Annotated in this window: 16 protein-coding genes, 1 tRNA gene, 4 pseudogenes and 1 riboswitch; of the genes and pseudogenes, 12 read left to right on the top strand and 9 right to left on the bottom strand. The window is 57.2% G+C overall.

The window, feature by feature from the left end; genetic code table 11:
* Positions 1-10: 10 nt before the first annotated feature.
* A complete protein-coding gene (gene phoB, locus ASD32_RS01875; protein WP_060500634.1) occupies positions 11-694 on the top strand; it encodes a phosphate regulon transcriptional regulator PhoB in 684 nt (227 codons plus the stop codon).
* On the opposite strand, the gene ASD32_RS01870 is transcribed toward phoB, so the two are convergent.
* Positions 676-1,062 carry a VOC family protein gene (locus tag ASD32_RS01870; protein WP_060636185.1) on the bottom strand — a complete coding sequence of 129 codons (387 nt, stop codon included), beginning with the start codon at positions 1,060-1,062 and terminating at the stop codon, positions 676-678. The genes phoB and ASD32_RS01870 overlap by 19 nt on opposite strands.
* A 16-nt stretch (positions 1,063-1,078) precedes the next feature.
* Complete coding sequence (locus tag ASD32_RS01865; protein ID WP_060636263.1) at positions 1,079-1,612, bottom strand: GcrA family cell cycle regulator; 534 nt, start codon at positions 1,610-1,612, stop codon at positions 1,079-1,081.
* A 433-nt stretch (positions 1,613-2,045) separates the two neighbouring features.
* On the opposite strand from ASD32_RS01865, the gene ASD32_RS01860 reads away from it, so the two are divergent.
* Both ASD32_RS01860 and argF read left to right on the top strand, forming a co-directional pair.
* On the top strand, positions 2,046-3,245 hold the full coding sequence (locus tag ASD32_RS01860) for an aspartate aminotransferase family protein (RefSeq protein WP_060636184.1): 1,200 nt from the start codon (positions 2,046-2,048) through the stop codon (positions 3,243-3,245).
* 46 nt (positions 3,246-3,291) lie between these two features.
* Positions 3,292-4,209: an ornithine carbamoyltransferase gene (gene argF, locus ASD32_RS01855; protein ID WP_060636183.1), complete on the top strand. Its 918-nt coding sequence runs from the start codon at positions 3,292-3,294 to the stop codon at positions 4,207-4,209.
* A 127-nt stretch (positions 4,210-4,336) separates the two neighbouring features.
* Here argF and ASD32_RS30445 read toward each other — a convergent pair whose 3' ends face one another.
* Positions 4,337-4,474 carry a hypothetical protein gene (locus ASD32_RS30445; protein WP_210171099.1) on the bottom strand — a complete coding sequence of 46 codons (138 nt, stop codon included), beginning with the start codon at positions 4,472-4,474 and terminating at the stop codon, positions 4,337-4,339.
* A gap of 34 nt (positions 4,475-4,508) precedes the next feature.
* Here ASD32_RS30445 and ASD32_RS01850 point away from each other — a divergent pair, with 34 nt between their 5' ends.
* Complete coding sequence (locus ASD32_RS01850; protein ID WP_060636182.1) at positions 4,509-5,492, top strand: Hsp33 family molecular chaperone; 984 nt, start codon at positions 4,509-4,511, stop codon at positions 5,490-5,492.
* Positions 5,493-5,600: 108 nt separating this feature from the next.
* Here ASD32_RS01850 and apaG read toward each other — a convergent pair whose 3' ends face one another.
* The gene (apaG, locus tag ASD32_RS01845; protein ID WP_060636181.1) at positions 5,601-5,993 is read right to left on the bottom strand and encodes a Co2+/Mg2+ efflux protein ApaG; all 393 of its coding nucleotides are present in this window, start codon (positions 5,991-5,993) and stop codon (positions 5,601-5,603) included.
* A gap of 106 nt (positions 5,994-6,099) precedes the next feature.
* Between apaG and ASD32_RS01840 the strand changes: the two genes are divergently transcribed.
* Positions 6,100-6,720, top strand: coding sequence for a CDP-alcohol phosphatidyltransferase family protein (locus ASD32_RS01840; RefSeq protein WP_060636180.1), 621 nt, complete (start codon positions 6,100-6,102; stop codon positions 6,718-6,720).
* A gap of 49 nt (positions 6,721-6,769) precedes the next feature.
* On the opposite strand, the gene ASD32_RS01835 is transcribed toward ASD32_RS01840, so the two are convergent.
* Entirely contained in the window at positions 6,770-7,954 is a 1,185-nt protein-coding gene (locus tag ASD32_RS01835; protein ID WP_060636179.1) for an O-succinylhomoserine sulfhydrylase, read from the bottom strand.
* 44 nt (positions 7,955-7,998) lie between these two features.
* Positions 7,999-8,077, bottom strand: a riboswitch (SAM riboswitch).
* Between the two features lie 105 nt (positions 8,078-8,182).
* Here ASD32_RS01835 and ASD32_RS01830 point away from each other — a divergent pair.
* Entirely contained in the window at positions 8,183-9,280 is a 1,098-nt protein-coding gene (locus tag ASD32_RS01830; RefSeq protein ID WP_060636262.1) for a 2'-deoxycytidine 5'-triphosphate deaminase, read from the top strand.
* 31 nt (positions 9,281-9,311) lie between these two features.
* On the opposite strand, the pseudogene ASD32_RS28805 reads toward ASD32_RS01830, so the two are convergent.
* Positions 9,312-10,477: pseudogene (locus ASD32_RS28805) on the bottom strand (ISAs1 family transposase).
* 137 nt (positions 10,478-10,614) lie between these two features.
* On the opposite strand from ASD32_RS28805, the gene ASD32_RS01815 reads away from it, so the two are divergent.
* Positions 10,615-10,688, top strand: a tRNA-Gly gene (locus tag ASD32_RS01815).
* Between the two features lie 72 nt (positions 10,689-10,760).
* On the opposite strand, the pseudogene ASD32_RS29340 reads toward ASD32_RS01815, so the two are convergent.
* Positions 10,761-10,949, bottom strand: a pseudogene (locus ASD32_RS29340) (site-specific integrase); the annotation flags it as partial.
* 225 nt (positions 10,950-11,174) lie between these two features.
* Here ASD32_RS29340 and ASD32_RS30525 point away from each other — a divergent pair.
* Positions 11,175-11,472, top strand: a pseudogene (locus tag ASD32_RS30525) (transposase); the annotation flags it as partial.
* 93 nt (positions 11,473-11,565) lie between these two features.
* Here ASD32_RS30525 and ASD32_RS01810 read toward each other — a convergent pair.
* A pseudogene (locus tag ASD32_RS01810) lies at positions 11,566-12,581 on the bottom strand (IS3 family transposase); the annotation flags it as partial.
* 504 nt (positions 12,582-13,085) lie between these two features.
* On the opposite strand from ASD32_RS01810, the gene ASD32_RS01800 reads away from it, so the two are divergent.
* The 4 genes from ASD32_RS01800 to ASD32_RS01785 all read left to right on the top strand — a co-directional run bounded on the left by ASD32_RS01800 (position 13,086) and on the right by ASD32_RS01785 (position 15,612).
* Positions 13,086-13,637 (top strand): hypothetical protein, encoded by a 552-nt coding sequence (locus ASD32_RS01800; RefSeq protein WP_156383004.1) that lies wholly within the window; start codon positions 13,086-13,088, stop codon positions 13,635-13,637.
* Positions 13,638-13,909: 272 nt separating this feature from the next.
* Complete coding sequence (locus ASD32_RS01795; protein ID WP_060636175.1) at positions 13,910-14,146, top strand: hypothetical protein; 237 nt, start codon at positions 13,910-13,912, stop codon at positions 14,144-14,146.
* 79 nt (positions 14,147-14,225) lie between these two features.
* Positions 14,226-14,822: a hypothetical protein gene (locus ASD32_RS01790; protein ID WP_060636174.1), complete on the top strand. Its 597-nt coding sequence runs from the start codon at positions 14,226-14,228 to the stop codon at positions 14,820-14,822.
* 67 nt (positions 14,823-14,889) lie between these two features.
* A complete protein-coding gene (locus ASD32_RS01785) occupies positions 14,890-15,612 on the top strand; it encodes a hypothetical protein (RefSeq protein ID WP_060636173.1) in 723 nt (240 codons plus the stop codon).
* A gap of 1,084 nt (positions 15,613-16,696) precedes the next feature.
* Here ASD32_RS01785 and ASD32_RS01780 read toward each other — a convergent pair.
* Positions 16,697-17,377 (bottom strand): DUF938 domain-containing protein, encoded by a 681-nt coding sequence (locus tag ASD32_RS01780; RefSeq protein ID WP_060636172.1) that lies wholly within the window; start codon positions 17,375-17,377, stop codon positions 16,697-16,699.
* Between the last annotated feature and the right edge of the window lie 132 nt (positions 17,378-17,509).

Raw genomic sequence — 17,509 nt, 5'->3', positions numbered from 1 at the left:
GCAGAACTGAATGTTGCCAAGAATTGCCGTTGTTGAAGACGAAGAGGCGCTCAGCGTCCTCCTCCGATACAATCTCGAGGCCGAAGGGTTCGAAGTCGATACGATCAATCGTGGCGACGAGGCGGAAATGCGCCTGCAGGAACGCCTTCCCGATCTTTTGATCCTCGACTGGATGCTGCCGGGCGTTTCCGGCATCGAACTGTGCCGCCGGCTGCGCCAGCGCCCGGAAACCGAACGCCTGCCGATCATCATGCTGACGGCACGCGGCGAAGAGAGCGAGCGCGTGCGCGGTCTGGCCACCGGCGCTGATGATTATGTGGTCAAGCCGTTCTCGACGCCGGAACTGATGGCACGGGTCAAGGCGATGCTGCGCCGGGCAAAACCCGAAGTGCTGTCAACGCTGCTGAAATGCGGCGATATCGAACTCGACCGCGAAACCCACCGCGTCCACCGCAAGACCCGCGAGGTCCGTCTGGGCCCGACGGAGTTTCGCCTGCTGGAATTCTTCATGGCCTCGCCAGGCCGCGTCTTTTCGCGCTCGCAACTTCTGGACGGTGTCTGGGGTCATGACATCTATGTCGATGAGCGCACGGTTGACGTCCATGTCGGCCGCCTGCGCAAGGCGCTGAACTTTTCCAACATGCAGGACGTGATCCGCACGGTGCGCGGTGCTGGCTATTCGCTGGAAAGCTGATCGAGCGGTTCGCCAATTTCAATGGCGTGACCATCCGGATCGTAAAAGCGGAATACCCTCTGTCCCCAGGGCTGGGTCTCGATGGGATGGATGAGGATTACATGACCGGCAATGCGCGCAAACAGCGCATCCAAAGGATCATGTTCGAAATAGAGCAGGACATTTTGACGGCCATAGGCCCCGGAACCGACTGACGGCTGTCCCCAAACCGTCGTTTCCAGGGATTTGCCCTCATGGATGGCAAATCCCGTTTCAAACAGGACGAAATCGCCGAAATCCTGCTTGATCGCCAGTCCCAGCTTCTCGCCATAGAAGGCTTTCGAGATACTGATATCCCGCACGAACGGGATGGGATTGACGAAGCGCAAGGCAGGTTCCGCCCCCTTAGCGAGCCCGGCGGCGCTCGCCGGAGGGCTGGTAGGCCAGCTTGGCGTGGAATGTGCAGTAGGGCGATGTGTCCGGGGAATCGTTGCCGCAGAAGTGGAACTCTTCCTTCATCGGGTCACCGATCGGCCATTTGCAGGTGCGGTCGGTCAGCTGCGTCAGCACCAGGCGGCGCGACATCGGAACAACGACATTGTTGCCGGCAGGCGCTGTTTCCTGATCCTCGATCGCGTCGATCTCGACCTCCTCCTTCATGACGGTCGCGCCGGTGGTACGGGTCACGGTGCGGGTGGCTGTCATGCGTGCTGCGGTAAAGCTCGGTGCGCGTGGTGCAGCGGTCGGGGCAGGGCGTTTGGCCCGTGCGGTTGCCGTGCTGCCGCCGGCCTTGGCGCGGCCCGGCAGGCAGAGACGGTGAACCTTGCCAATGACGGCATTGCGGCTGACGCCGCCGAGTTGTGCAGCGATCTGGCTCGCGCTCAAACCCTCGGACCACAATTTCTTGAGTTTTTCGACCCGCTCGTCAGTCCAATTCATGGTCTTGTCTCCATTCCCAGCGTTGGTGATGGTCGAATCCTCCACCGGGCCCTGGATGTAATCCAAGGCTGAAACGCGATAACACTTTTGGTGACTAGGTCCGCCGCATGCGTTCTAGTAATTGTTTCTTAACGTAGAGCCCGGGGGACTCCCTGACAAGAGTCCGGGGAATCCCGCCGAATCGATTTCTGAGTTTTCCCCAACTTGCTTGCGATGCGTGGCATTTTTGCAAGTGTATCCGGCTAAAAAAATCACATCGTCTGTATCAACGGGAATTGCCGGAAATCATGGGCTTTTGTTGACATTGCACTGCGAAATGAAGATAGTGCGCTGGCCGCCGCAAGGCGGCATTTTGATTTTTTACCGGCTGGTCACAGCCCTGTTGACGACGCCGATTATACAATTGCCGTGATGGTTTGAGGAGACATGCGCCATGGCCGATGCCACGCCGCTTTATGACACGTATGCACGCGCACCCTTGCGGTTCGAGCGCGGCGAAGGCGTCTGGCTGATTGCCGAGGATGGCACCCGTTATCTGGATTTTGCCGCCGGTGTCGCGGTCAATTCGCTCGGTCATGCGCATCCGCATCTTGTCTCGGCCCTGAAGGCGCAGGCTGACAAGGTCTGGCACCTGTCGAACCTTTATGAAGTGCCCGGCCAGGAAAGCCTCAGCCGCCGCCTGACGGAAGCCACGTTCGCCGACAAGGTGTTCTTCACCAATTCCGGTGCCGAAGCGCTGGAATGCGCCATCAAGACGGCACGGCGCTATCATTTCTCCAAGGGTCAGCCGGAAAAATTCCACATCATCACCTTTGAGGGCGCCTTTCACGGCCGCACGCTGGCGACCATCGCCGCCGGTGGTCAGGCGAAATATCTGGAAGGCTTCGGCCCGAAGGCACCCGGCTTCTATCAGGTGCCGTTCGACGATATGCCGGCGCTCAAGGCTGCCATCAGCGAAGAGACGGCCGCGATCCTGATCGAGCCGATCCAGGGCGAAGGCGGTATCCGCACGGTTCCGAAGGAATTCCTGCAGGAGCTGCGTTCGCTCTGCGACGAATATGGCTTGCTGCTCATTTTCGACGAAGTCCAGTCCGGCGTTGGCCGCACCGGCAAGCTGTTTGCCCATGAATGGTCGGGCATCACGCCGGATATCATGGCGGTTGCCAAGGGCATTGGCGGCGGGTTTCCGCTCGGCGCCTGCCTTGCGACTGAAGAGGCCGCCTCCGGCATGGTCGCCGGAACCCACGGCTCGACCTATGGCGGCAATCCGCTGGCCATGGCCGTCGGCAATGCCGTTCTCGACGTCATTCTTGCGGATGATTTCCTGCAGCATGTCCGCGATGTCTCGCTGGTCTTCCGCCAGGGGCTTGCCTCGCTCGCCGATCGTTTCCCCGATGTCATCGAGGAAATCCGCGGCGAAGGCCTGATGCTCGGCATCAAGGCCAAGGTTCCGTCTGCTGATCTCCTAAAGGCCATCCGTGCGGAAAGACTGCTGGCAGTGCCTGCGGGCGAAAATGTCATCCGCCTGCTGCCGCCCTTGGTGACGACGGCCGATGAAGCCCGTGAAGGCCTGGCGCGGCTTGAACGCGCGGCCGAACAGCTGACAGCGGAGCGACGACAGGCATCGGCCTGAACGACGCTTTACTGACACGCTGAAAAAACACAGGACTTTGAATAGAATGGCCGGTACCAGACATTTTCTCGATCTTTCTGCCATGACGACAACCGACTTGAGGTCGATCATCGAGGACGCCCGCGTCCGCAAGGCCGACACCAAGGCAGGCACAGCTGAAAAGCCGCTGGCCGGCAAGATGCTGGCGATGATCTTCGAAAAGCCCTCGACCCGCACGCGCGTCTCCTTCGATGTCGGGATGCGCCAGCTCGGTGGGGAGACACTGTTCCTTTCCGGCACCGAAATGCAGCTCGGCCGCGCCGAAACCATCGGCGATACCGCCAAGGTCCTGTCGCGCTATGTCGATGCGATCATGATCCGCACCACCGATCACAATCGCCTGCTGGAGCTGGCCGAACATGCCACCGTGCCGGTGATTAATGGCCTGACGGACGCAACGCATCCCTGCCAGATCATGGCCGATATCATGACCTTCGAGGAACATGCGGGCCCCGTGAAGGGCAAGACCATTGCCTGGACCGGCGACGGCAACAATGTGCTGCATTCCTTCATCGAAGGTTCGGCCCGCTTCGGTTACCGCATGAATATGGCGGTACCACTCGGCTCCGAGCCGGATGACAAGATCCTCAACTGGGCCCGCAACAATGGCGGCGAGATCAAGCTCTATCATGATGCCGATCAGGCCGTGGACGGCGCCCATTGCGTTGTCACCGATACCTGGGTGTCGATGAACCAGGAACACCGCGCCCGCGGCCACAACGTCTTCCAGCCGTTCCAGGTGAACGCCGCGCTGATGGCCAAGGCCGACAAGGATGCGCTGTTCATGCATTGCCTGCCCGCCCATCGCGGCGAAGAGGTCACGGACGACGTTATCGATGGCCAGCAGTCGGTGGTGTTCGACGAGGCCGAGAACCGCCTGCACGCGCAAAAGTCCGTACTCGCCTGGTGCCTTGGCGCTCTTTAGAGTGCTTCCGCCTAACGAAGAGGCTCTCTAGGGGCTTTCCCGGCATATTGAAAACCGGGCTGCGGCACACGATCTAAGCAACACGCTGATGACCGGCAGGTGGCGCGTCCGCCTTTGCCGGTCATTCTTATTGAGAAATCCATCCATCCGCGCCGCCGTTCTTCAGGGAGGCGGAAACGCGATCAGCCGTTTTTTCAGGAACGATCTGGACAAATCCGGCCCGCGCAGGATCAATAGAAGCATCGGACACAGTCCCGGCCTGCATGGCGGGCGGATATCCGAGGGCTAGGAGCAGAGTGATGACGGAAGCAGATTTGGGCCTTGGCCATTTCGATTATGCAGGCGACGATCATGTCGTGCCGTTTCAGGTTGAGGGCCTCGACGTGCGTGGCCGCGCCGTCCAGCTCGGCCCGATGCTGGATGCTATCCTCGAGCGTCATAACTATCCGCTCCCGGTCGCCCGCCTGGTGGCCGAAACGGTTGTGCTGACGGTTCTTCTCGGCACGTCGCTGAAATTCGAAGGCAAGCTGATCATTCAGACCAAGAGCAATGGCCCGGTCGATCTGGTCGTCGCCGATTTCGCGACGCCGGACCGGGTGCGCGCCTATGCCCGCTACAATGAAGAGGCCTTGAAGATTGCCGAGGAAAACGGCCTGACCCAGCCGCAGCATCTGCTGGGCGATGGCGTTCTGGCCTTCACGATCGATCAGGGCGCGCATATGCAGCGCTACCAGGGTATCGTGCCGCTTGACGGCGCCTCGCTGGAGGAAATTGCCGGCGTCTATTTCCGCCAGTCGGAACAGATCCCGACCAAGGTGCGCCTCGGCGTTGCCGAGCTGCTCGATCGCGATGAAAATGGCAAGCCGCGCCACCGCTGGCGGGCCGGCGGCATGGTTGCACAGTTTCTGCCGGAAACGCTGGAGCGCATGCGCCAGCCCGATCTTCCTGGCGGCGACGGCGCGGACGATAGTTTCGAAGTCGATGATCTCTGGGATGAAGCCAGTGTCATGGTCCAGACCATCGATGCCGACGAGCTGACCGATCCGACCGTTGGTACCGAGCGGCTTTTGTACCGGCTGTTCCACGAGCGTGGCGTCAAGGTCTATCCGCCGCAGGCTGTCTATGACAAATGCAGCTGTTCACGCGAGAAGCTGCGCGACGTTCTGGCAAGCCTCAGCCAGGACGACATCGATCATGCGGCCGAGGACGGTCTTGTCTCGGTCACCTGCGAGTTCTGCTCGACGACCTACCGGTTCGAAGCGACGGAAGTGAAGCCGCAGTAAAGACCTGCGGCGAAAAGGAAATCCAGGAAAACTGCGAAGCGGTTTTCCGTCCGGATGTGCGTCAAAACAGGAAGAGAGCATTTCCGTTTTTAAAAAAACGGGAATGCTCTAATTCAGCGTCCGGTTCTGGCCGGGCGAATCCAGCGAAAAGGCCGGAATATCCACGTTGAAGCTCTCGCCACGCGTGGTTTCCATCAGATAATGGCCGAACATCACGCCGGATGGCGTGTCGAGCGGGCAGCCGGACGAGTACTCATAGGTGTCTCCCGGGTTTAAAACCGGTTGCTCGCCGATGACCCCCGGGCCATTGACCTCGTCCACCTGGCCGTTTTCATCGGTAATGTGCCAGTAGCGCGTCATCAGCCTGACGGTCTCTTCGGACAGGTTCGAGATCAGGATGCGGTAGCCCCAGACATAACGGCTGTCATCCGGATCGGATTGCTCCTCCAGATAATAAGGTTCGACGGTCACCTCGATGTCGCGTGTCAGCGCGCGGTACATATGCAAACCCTTTTCAAGTCCATAGGCAATATTCTACAGCAAGATGGTTTCATCAAGAATAACGCGATCGTTGGTATCAGCGTAAACTGTCAGGATAGGGCACAGCATGCTGGACGGTCATGTGAGGCGGTGGATTGATCCCTGGCTGGATCGTGCAGGCAGGGCTCTGGCCGGTTATGGGTTCAGCGCAAACACTGTCACCGTCACCGGTTTCCTCATTGGTGTGGCGGCAGCGGCCGCCATCGTGCTCGACGCCTACGCCGCTGCTTTCGTGCTGATCGGCCTTAGCCGGATCTGTGACGGCCTGGACGGTGCCGTTGCACGGGCGACGCGGAAAACCGATTTCGGCGGCTTTCTCGATATCGTGCTCGATTTTGCCTTTTATGGCCTCATCCCGTTCGCCTTCATTTTTGCTGATCCCTATGAAAACGGCGTGGCGGGCGGCCTTCTGCTTTTGTCGTTCTATATCAATGGAGCCAGTTTCCTTGCCTTTTCGACCATGGCGGAAAAGCGCAGGCTCTCGACGGACATTCGCGGCGCAAAATCGCTCTATTTCACCACCGGTCTCGCCGAAGCGACGGAGACGATCGCCGTGTTCCTGGCGTTTTGCCTGTTTCCGCACTGGTTTTGCGAGATCGCAATCTGCTTCGCGCTCGTGTGCTTTTACACGACGGTGTCGCGCATCATGCTGGCGCGGACCCTTTTTACGGCGCAGCCGCCGGCATAGAAAAACGCCCGCATCCAGAAGACACGGGCGTTCTGAACGCGTTGAAAAATCAGGCCTGAACCGACTTCAGAGCACGGGCGAAATCCTCGATCAGGTCTTCGCTATCCTCGATGCCTGCCGAAAAGCGCACGGTGCCCGGCGAAATGCCAAGCTCGGCGCGCGCCTCGTCTGACAGGTTCTTGTGGGTGGTCGTTGCCGGATGGGTAATCAGGCTCTTGCTGTCGCCGAGATTGTTGGAGATCAGCACCATATCGAGCGCGTTCTGCAGCGCAAACGCCGCCTCCTTGCCGCCCTTCAGCTCGAAGCAGACCAGCGTCGAGCCACCCTTCATCTGCCGGGCGATGATATCGGCCTGCGGATGGTCCTTGCGGCCGGGATAGATCACCTTGGCGACCTGGCTCTGCTCGGCCAGGAAATCGGCGACACGCGCGGCATTCTCGCTCTGCTGGCGCACGCGCAAGGGCAGGGTTTCGATGCCCTTCAAGAGCGTCCAGGCGTTGAACGGGGAGAGCGCCGGGCCGGTATGGCGGAAATAGTCGTGCAGATGCTCGTTGATCCATTCCTTGTCGGACAGGATCACGCCGCCAAGGCAACGGCCCTGGCCGTCAATATGCTTGGTGGCGGAATAGACGACGATATGGGCGCCCAGCTCCAGAGGCTTTTGCAAAAGCGGCGTTGCAAAGACGTTATCGACGATGACCTTGGCGCCGATCTGGTTGGCGATCTTGGCGACGCCCTCGATATCGACCACTTCCAGCGTCGGGTTGGTCGGGCTTTCCAGGAAGAACACCTTGGTGTTCGGCTGGACCGCCTTTTCCCAGTTTTCCAGGAAGCGTCCATCGATCAGCGTGAATTCGATGCCGTATTTCGGCGCCAGCGTTTCCACCACCCAGCGGCAGGAGCCGAACAGGGCGCGGGCCGCCACGATATGATCGCCGGCTTTCAGCTGGCACAGGATCGCGGCGGACACTGCAGCCATGCCGGATGCGGTGGCGCGCGCGTCCTCGGCACCTTCCAGCATGCACATGCGCTGTTCGAACATGTCGTTGGTGGGGCTGCCATAGCGGGCGTAGATGAAGCCGTCCGTCTCTCCCTTGAAGCGCGCTTCCGCCGCTTCCGAGCTGTCATAGACGAAGCCCTGCGTCATGAAGATGGCTTCGGAGGTTTCACCATGGTTTGAACGGGTCGTGCCGCCGTGAACGAGCTGTGTCGCGGGGCGCCAATTGTTGCTCATCGATTGTCTCTTTCAAAACAAAAAAACCGGCCGCGTAAAGCAAGCCGGTTTCAAACCCGGCCTTTTTAGCTATTTGTTTTACGTGGCTGCAAGCCGACCGGCCAAATCACCACGGGATAAGTCCGTATTTACTGATTAGCCGCGCTTGCGTCAATTCCCGTGAACAACAAGATATGTCACAGGGACAATTTAGGGTATGACGCCGGTTGGGCAAAGAGGACGATGGAAATGACCAGGGCCACAGGCATTCTCGCCGATCGCGCCATTGCTGCGCTGTTTGAAGCAGGGCGGTTGAAAAGCGAGGCGCGGCTCGATGAGGACCAGATCCAGCCGGCCAGTCTCGATCTGCGTCTGGGCTCCACGGCATTCCGCGTGCGCGCCAGCTTCATGCCGGGCCCCGGCCATCTGGTGGCCGATAAGCTCGACCGGCTGAAACTGCATGTGATCGACCTTTCCGAAGGGGCTGTGCTCGAAACCGGCTGTGTTTACATCGTTCCCCTGATGGAAAGCCTCGATCTTCTGCCGGATATGTCGGCCTCGGCCAATCCGAAGAGCTCGACCGGCCGCCTCGATATCTTCACCCGCGTCATCACCGATCGCGCCCAGGAATTCGACAAGATCCCGGCCGGCTATTCCGGTCCGCTCTATCTCGAAATCAGCCCGCGCACTTTCCCTGTCATCGTTAGGCGCGGCTCGCGCCTGTCGCAGATCCGCTTTCGCATCGGCCATGCCTTGCTGACCGAAAACGAGGTGCTGGCGCTGCACGAAAGCGATGTCCTCGTTGCCAGCGAAACGCCCAACGTCTCCGGCGCCGGTATCGCGCTGTCGATCGATCTGAAGGGCACCGGTGCCGATGGACTGATCGGCTATCGCGGCAAGCACCATACTGCCGTCGTCGATGTCGACAAAAAAGCCGAACACGGCATCTTCGATTTCTGGGAGCCGCTCTACAGCCGCGGCCGCGACGAACTGATCCTCGATCCTGACGAATTCTATATCCTCGTCTCGCGCGAAGCCGTGCATGTGCCGCCGCTCTATGCGGCTGAAATGACGCCGTTCGATCCGCTGGTCGGCGAATTCCGCGTCCACTATGCCGGTTTCTTCGATCCCGGTTTCGGCCATGCCTCGGCCGGCGGCAAAGGCAGCCGTGCCGTGCTGGAAGTGCGCAGTCACGAAGTGCCGTTCATCCTCGAACACGGCCAGATCGTCGGCCGCCTTGTATACGAGCACATGATGGAGCGCCCCGAAGGGCTCTATGGTCTGGGCCTCGGTTCCAACTACCAGGCACAGGGCCTGAAACTCTCCAAGCATTTCCGCGCAGAGTAAATTCCGCCCGGAAAACCGCAGGGGAATCGCTTCAGGTCAATTTTGGTGTCTGGGTGATGGTGCTCTGCAGATGTTCGGGATTGAGATTTGCTTTTTTGCGCCTGGCTTGAGGCTATGGCCGTCGTTTGCATTTCTGACGAGGTTGATGGCCATGTGTTTGACGACTGCCATGTTTTGTGGACCGAATCCTGTTCACAGGCGCGGGATCGTCGTGGAAAACGGCGTTGAGTACCCAGTGGAGACGATTTTCGATACCCAATGGGCCGGACAGCCGCAGCGAACATCCTGGCATTGAGCTTGGCGGAGGAGAGATAGTAGCGCCGCTAGTGCTCGATCCTGCCGTTGCGCTCAGTCCGGCTCTCGACCATGGCGATCATCGTCAGATGGGGAAACCGTGGTTCGCCGGGATAGCGGCGGCCGGACATCATCCATGATCCATCGTGGCAGGTCAGATGCCGCCGCTGCTCAAGGCGTCCATGGTTGTTGTCGCACGTTTCGAAGACGGGTTCGATCATGGTGGCTGGTGGCGCATCGAAGAGCCGGGCGACATCGTCATGGGTGGCGGGACGGTTGGCCTTGAGCGCGAGAATATAGTCGCCGCGGCGCCGTACGATCATCTCGGCAATGGCGGTCTGCGTGCCCATGGCGTCAATGGTGACAATGGCACCGGTCAGTTTATGGCGCTCAAGCAAAAGCGGAATGGCGGTGATCTCGTTGGATTTGACATCCGTCGCTTCCTGGCCGAGCACCCGCCGTCGCCGCGTCGCCCAAGCCGACACCATATGCAGCATATGCAACGGGTCGCGGCCATGCCCGTGCGCATGGCTGCGGCGTGACGTTTTGCCGTCAATGGCGATGACATCGGGCTCACGATCGCGCAACGCCTCGACCCACAATGTGAAGCAGGATTTGAACAAGTCCGGATCTAGCGTGTTGATGACCTCGTTCAAGGTGTCGTGTGGATGGCAGGCCACGCTCGAAGGCTTAGAAACGTTGCAGAAAATCCATCCGCTCCTCGCCCCAAAGCCGGATCTCGACGAAGTCTTCCATGCCGCAAAGCGTCGCACACAGCACAAGCAACAGCACTTCCGGCAGCGGATATATCACCCGCCAACCCTGTCGAGGCTCCGAAAGGGTGGAAAATGATCGAGGATTGTCCGTGAAGGAATTGAAGAGGACGGTATGATTGGCTTCTATGTTTCCAAGCCTCTCATGAATCACAGTCCCGTTATTCTCCGCTACTCGCATAAGGCTGCGCTGAAGCGATTGCCTTGCAGAAAACCGGCTGCCGCCTTGACAGGCAGCCGTGCTTGGTGGAAACCTGCGCTAGCAAGGCGGGTATGATGTAGTGGTAGCTTGTCAGCTTCCCAAGCTGATCGTGCGGGTTCGATTCCCGCTACCCGCTCCACCTTGTTTTTCAGGGCTTTGCGGCTGTCTTCGATAGCCCCTCAAACAGACGTATAGGTAGTTTTACACTTTCTGTTCTGGCTTTGGCCTTGCCGATCTGGTTAATCACCGCCTCCGTGGCTGCAGTCCGGCTCACATATCGACGAATAATCTCGTCTACGGCGTCCCTTTCGCAGCCAATAATCTCTGCAATGACTCTTACAGACAGCCCGGCAAGATAGAATTTTGTTGCTGCTGTTCTGCGCAAATCATGGAAGTGCAAACCTGCTGGTATCAATTTGCTTCTTCGGCCTTGTATCCACATGGAACGAATTCTGTGAAATGAAGTGACTGTGCCTTCGGCCGGATGGCCATCCAGCCGAAGGCGTGGCGGCGTCGCCCGTTTTCCCCCTCCGGTTACAACCGTGGATGAGCCAGGGATCGCCGCTATTGTCACGTACGACCGAATAGTCGCTTGGTTCCAACCGCACGCACAAGGCAGGTTACCGTGAACAGAATGATTTGTGGAGTGGATGTTTCGAAGGATTGGCTGGATGCCTATGTGCGTCCCGTGGGTCTCTTTCAGCGCTTCGGCAACGATGCGGCAGGGATTGGCGCTTTGGCCGATCTGTGCCGGGCGCAGGGTGTCGAGCTGGTGGCGATGGAGGCATCGGGCGGCTACGAACGGCCGGCCTTCCTGCTTCTGTCGGAGCTGGGGGGTGGGGTGCGGCCTGGCCAATGCGCGCAGCGTCCGGTATTTCGCCGAGGCGATGGGCTTTTTGGAAAAGACCGACCGGATCGATGCTCAACGCGATTGCGCTCACGGTCATTCGCTGGCTGTTGGTTTTCAATTTGGCCTTATGCGGCCTGTTTTCCAGCGCGATTTGCGAAGCAAATTAACTGGGCGTGATGTTGCCTAGTGAAGAATGTAGTCGATTCCGGTTGTATTCCGCCTTCCATGCTTTAATGCCAGTTCTCGCCTGTGTCAGCGACGAGAACAGGGCTTCGTTGAGGCATTCGTCGAGGAAGCTGCCATTGAAGCTTTCCACGAAGCCGTTTTGCATCGGCTTGTCCGGCGCGATGTAATGCCAGTTGACGTGAGTATTTGGCCCCATTCTAGCGTCGCCATGCTCGTCCTCTCCGTACCATTGTTGGAAACAATCGTTCACGGCTTCCATCGGCGCACGATGACCACATCGTGTTCTCGTGCAAGCCGCCGACCTGAAAGCGACGTGCCGGCGACCAGCGCCAGGCATTCGCGGGTGAAGTCGTCGACAACGGAAAGGACCCGAAAGCGGCGTCCGTCCGTAAAGGCCTCGCTGACGAAATCGAGGCTCCAGCGCTCGTTGGTGCGCGAGAGTAAAGCCAAAGGTCGTCTCGTTCCTAAGGCTCGCTTGCGACCGCCGCGCTTGCGGACGATCAGCTTCTCTTCGCGATAGAGCCGCCGCAGCTTCGTCATGTACATGACAATACCCTGCCGATCCAGCATAACGTGGGTGCGGCGATAGCCGAAACGGCGGCGTTCGGGCGCCACCGCCTTCATAGCCTCACGGATATCCGCGTCATCAGGCCGGACGCTGCGGTATCGCACGCCTGACCGGTCGATGGACAAAACTTCGCACGCCCGACGCTGGCTCACCCCATGCTGCACGCAGACATGAGCCATAGCGTCCCGCTTCACATCGGGCGTCACCATTTTTTGAGACGACATCCTTCAAAATGGCATTGTTTAGCATGGTCTCGGCCAGCAGCTTGTTCAGCTTGGCTTTCTCGTCTTCCAAAGTTTCAGCCTGCGGGCATCGGAAATCTCCATCCCGCCAAACTTCGCCTTGTATTTGTAGAAGGTCGCTTCGGATATCCCGTGCTTGCGGCATACATCGGCCGTCCTCAGCCCGTTCTCCTGCTCTTTCAACATGCCGATGATCTGCTCGTCCGTGAACCGTGAAATGCTTCATGCTGTCCGTCTCCTCAGAGTAACGGACTCCACCAAAAAATTTGGAGGAAGTTTCGGGTCTCAGATCACCGGATACGAAAATAGTCTTTGCTTGGCATTCCATAGGGCGTGCTTCAAACGCCGATGTCAGGTGGAACACCGCACACCTGCGCGATCAGATTGAATACATTCGGGGCTCGGGAGACCCGAACGTCTTCATCCTCCCGGCCCATCGTGCCGTCAGCAGGGATTCCGGCTTCTATTCGACCGAGACGACCAACGCGACAAGCGGTCTGATTACCCGAACGCGATCGGATGGACCACTATAACGAAGTGGGGCTTGATCAATTTTCGGAATTGGGCGATTTCGGTGGCGGGGATCATGTCCGGGCTGTGAACTGGTTGTAGGAGTTACATATTGGTTGTGATATCTGGGTGTGGGGTAGCGCGATCACGGCGGGTTTGGGGGCATGAAGGATGCATAGGTTGTTTTTATCAGCTGCAGCTGTCCTGATACTTCTTATCTTGTGTTCAGGGGGTGTGGCCGCGCAGGAGCAAACGCCATCTGCACCCCAACAAGAGCAGTCGGCAATCGTTGAAGGCCCCATCACCCCGACTGATGAGCCCTTCACTTGGCCCACCAGTAATTTGTCGAATGAATGGCTTGATTCCTTCACTGCGATGTCCGCATTCGTGACTGCCGGAGCAGCCATTGTAGCCGCGTGGGCTGCGGTGCGGAGAGTGCGCGACGCGCAAAATGCGAGCCGACTTGAGCGGCGAGCCTTTCTATCGATTCAGAAGGTGCAACTTCTGACTAATTATAAAAATTTGATCCAAATCATAATCAAGAATACTGGCCAAACACTTGCTTCTGGCGTGATGGCGAGAAGCTGGCACCGACGGTCTGACGATTTGCCTTTCATCAAGGATGATCCTCATGGGTTTGGAATCTCCGACCCGGGCGGCGAGTTGTTCGCAGGTGTTCGTCTTCCGCATTATTACCAGATGAGTCAGTCCCTTCGCTCAGTCTGGAGATGATCCTGGTAATTCTATACGCCGATATTGCCGGCAATCGTCATGTGAGGCGTTGCAGGTATATCTGCACAAATGAGGAGGTTGATAGGGACGGTCGACTAGGCTTGGGCTTGGAAAGCATGTCTACTCGTGAGAGAAGCATTTCGGCAATAGAACCGGTGTAAAGAGGCGATGGCCTCTGTGGGGATAAGGTCGAGCGGACGGCATTTAGCGGGCTTGACCGAAGTTCATAAAGGAGGGCAAACCAAGATCGTTAAAGTCGTTGGAGTGGAAGAATGGACTTAGGAAAGCTTGAAATTTCATTGGGCCCGGCGCCGGTTAACCCGCGCGCCGCCGCCAGCGAAGGGCAACTGCAAGGTATCGCCCGGCTTTCTCCGAAAGAAAGAATTGAACTCGCTGAGATGCAGAAACGTTGGGGGGAATATCGCCTCCGCGCCTTCATGGAGCAATGTGCTGACAGCGTTGCAGTCACCTCAGACATGATCAGGGCGGCATCCAGCTTCAAGCCGTGACGATCATTGCCTAACCGAACCCTAAACTGTATCTGGTGCCGCTACGAATGCCGTGCGCCACATTGGAAGTTGTCTGCGCATGCTTATTGATCACGGGACTGGCAATGACATCCGATTTGAAGGGCAGTTTTTGGGGTCGGGTGGAATTCATCTTTTTGGTAACAATAACACGGTGATCGCCCCGCCTGAGACCGTTCTCGGGATGAACATCGAGATCAGAGGTTCTAACAACACAATTTCCCTCGCTTATGGAGCCCATATCGCGGATGGATACGCGCTGTTCATTGCGGACGGTTGCAATCTGTCAATCGGGATGGGTTCAACCATCGAGCACGCTCAATTGTGGTTCCACGAAACTGCGGATATCACGATCGGCGTAGACTGCATGCTGTCGAGTGCGGTGTTTGCCTCTGTGAGCGATGTTCATTCAATTTTCGATGAAGATGGCAATCGTATCAACTATGCGCGGTCCATTGTGATTGAAAACCACGTGTGGGTTGGACGTGGCGTCACATTGCTGAAGGGTACCCGCATTGGGGAAGGCGCAATCATCGGCGCTGGAAGCACCATAAGCGGAACGGTTGAGCCTCGCACTCTGGTGGTAGGGCCACCTAAGAAGGTTATCCGCCGTAATGTGCATTGGCATAGAGCATTTCTCAACAAGATCGAGGTCTAGCGTACGCTTTTGACCGCCGGTTAAAGTCCGCCTATACGGGTGCCGGTGACTCAAATAGGAAGAGTGCATGTCGATTGTATTTTCGGGCGTTCATAAAACCCTCCGTCAAAAGTCCAGGAAGACGATAGTGCTCGAGGACGTGGAGGCAGTGTTTGAAGGCGATAGAGTCACGGGAGTCCTAGCTGCCCCTGGCACTGGAAAATCGACATTGATCGCGCTGGCGACCGGAAAGTTGATGCCAGACAAAGGCAGGGTCAAGCGTTCTTCAAACATCTCTTTCCCCGTTGGCGGCGGCGGCGTCTTCCACGGGATGCTTACGGCAAGAGAGAACATTGCATTTTTATGCAGGGTGGCGGGATTTGATCCGTTGCCAATTATCAAGTTCATCATGGAGTTTGCCGACCTCGATAAGAAGGTCATGGACCGAAATTTCAACACGCTAAACCGTGATGAAAGGACAAGGGTTATTTTCACCACGGTTTACGCCATGCCCTATGAGTTCTATCTCATCGATGAAGTTATTATCGGCGGGCGAGGAGCTTTTAGAGAAAAATGCAAGATACTGGCTGAAGAGAAGATGCAAAAAAGCGGTTTTTTAATAGCAACCTCGTCTCCCGCGGTCCTGAAAAATTACTGTCAGGACTTGGCTGTTCTGCACGATGGTACCGTTACCTCAGTCGATAGCCTGGAAGAGGCTGAAAACATGCTTGGTGTCGGGAAACTGAAAGACGGGGATGGCTCGGCCGAGCACGCGACCGATGACATCGTTGACACCCATCTTCCAATATAGATTAAACCGATCGTTCCTTATGGGTTTTTGAATTGAAGCGCTTCCATTAGGCGCTTCCACCGCCCGCGTGGTTTCTAAAATCTTTCAGCAAAGCCCTCCGTATTAAACCTGCGGTCCGGCGATGCACAAGCCAATCGGGCAGCGGGCTGTGGAAGAACGGATGGTAGACAGTGATGGCGTCCGGATTAAGTATCGCGCCGAGATAGCTAAAGCATGACACACTGGTAACGATAACGTCAGCGGTGGCGATGCTCTGAAAGGAATCTATCGCCCTCTCAATGAAGCGATACCGGAGATCCTTGATGCTCTTGACGTCGCCAAAGTCGTCATCGTCAGCCTCAAATGCAAAATCCGCACTCAGATTGTAAGTGCCAAGGTCGCTTTTACCTACTGTGAAGCTTTTCGCGGTCTCCGAATGAATTGATATCGTATGCCTGATGCCATCTTTCTTCAGAGCGTCGATGATGGTGTTGATGACGCCAAGTTAATAGGAGTTCGGTAGCAAGCGGTTTCGCTCCAGAATATGGATGTCGCCACGCGCACGTGGACCGCTACCCGAACGGGCCGCCTGCCGTCCCATTTTGCATCTGATATAAGTGGAGACACCGCCTCGGAGTGGTACCAGATCGTGGTGTCGACGTCGAACACCAGGTGGGGGTGCGTGATCCTCACTACCATCCGCGCGGCATGCGAGGAATATTCCGCAAGAAGCCGGTCGTGAAATCCCGGTACCTGATCGGTCAAATCGACGACTAAAGCACCACTCGGCCACGCTTGGACTGACGGGATGACGCACAGACTATTGAAGTCGTCGGCCAAGGCGTCAGTAAAGTCTGTGTCCTTGAGCCTCAAGCCCTTAGTTGTCTAGCCGCCAGATCGGCGAGTGCAGACAGCCGAAGCCAAACCTTCTTGTTAGGCTATAGATGCCATAGATGCGGTACAGTTGGGCGCCAGCGCCATCGGTGCGCGCCCTATTGTTATAGGTCAGGTGAATTTGGCTCATTGCCGATTATGCCTTTTACTATCTGAGTGCCAAACGATTCTTCGGGCAATCGTAACGCCGTGACAGGACCAATAACGATGGCTACTGTCGCTGAGCGAAAACTTTAAATAGATATCCTTGAGGCGTGATCGCCGGGATTGGGCCCCGTGCAAAAACGAGTGTGTGATCTCCATCGGATCCCTCCAGAATGCTTGCAACATCCGGAACGTGTTCAGCCTGAACAAGATCACCACGATCCATGAAGCAATAAACGAATGGGAAACCAAGCAGGTCGATCTGTTCCTGCATCAGGTCAGCTTTGGAGTGATGGGCCTCTTCCTGTTCTAAGCGAAAATTTCCCGAAACCGGCATTGTCAGGATCGAAGTCTTCGAGATCGTTCTTGCTGAGCCACTTATGATCTTCGTAGCCAGATTGACCGTCGAAATCTTTAGCAGATCGACATGCTCCATACGGTCCGTCAGTTGATCCAGCGTGGTAGTTCGGCCCAAATCCAAGGAACCGTCGAATATAGGCGCTGATACAACGCTGGAGACAGTAGCTCTTTGCGTTCGTATTCCACGGCCTTCACAGTTCTTTTCAAGCTTCAGATGGGTGGACTGAAGCGCCTCAACGGCGAGAACGGAAGCGGCCGGAAACAGTGTTTTGAAATAAAGAGCGGTAGAGCCGTTACCCGCCCCGATTTCAACGTATTGGCTATGGTCGATCAACTGTCCTGAAAGGACGTTAATCAGTTCCTCGTCATGGCTATCGAGGAATAACATTTTTCGTCTCATGCAGAAGCTTTCACATCAAGCACATCACCGCCCATACTGTCGTAAGTGCCGTGAACTTGACTGCCTCCTTAAACCACTTCGCAGGACAACCCAACAGGCGAGATCATCTCGGCTCAATGG

The organism is Rhizobium sp. Root483D2 (assembly GCF_001426685.1).
In the GTDB taxonomy this organism is placed as follows: domain Bacteria; phylum Pseudomonadota; class Alphaproteobacteria; order Rhizobiales; family Rhizobiaceae; genus Pararhizobium; species Pararhizobium qamdonense.
Note: the sequence above shows the minus strand (reverse complement) of the source record. Positions and strands in the feature narration are given on the sequence as shown.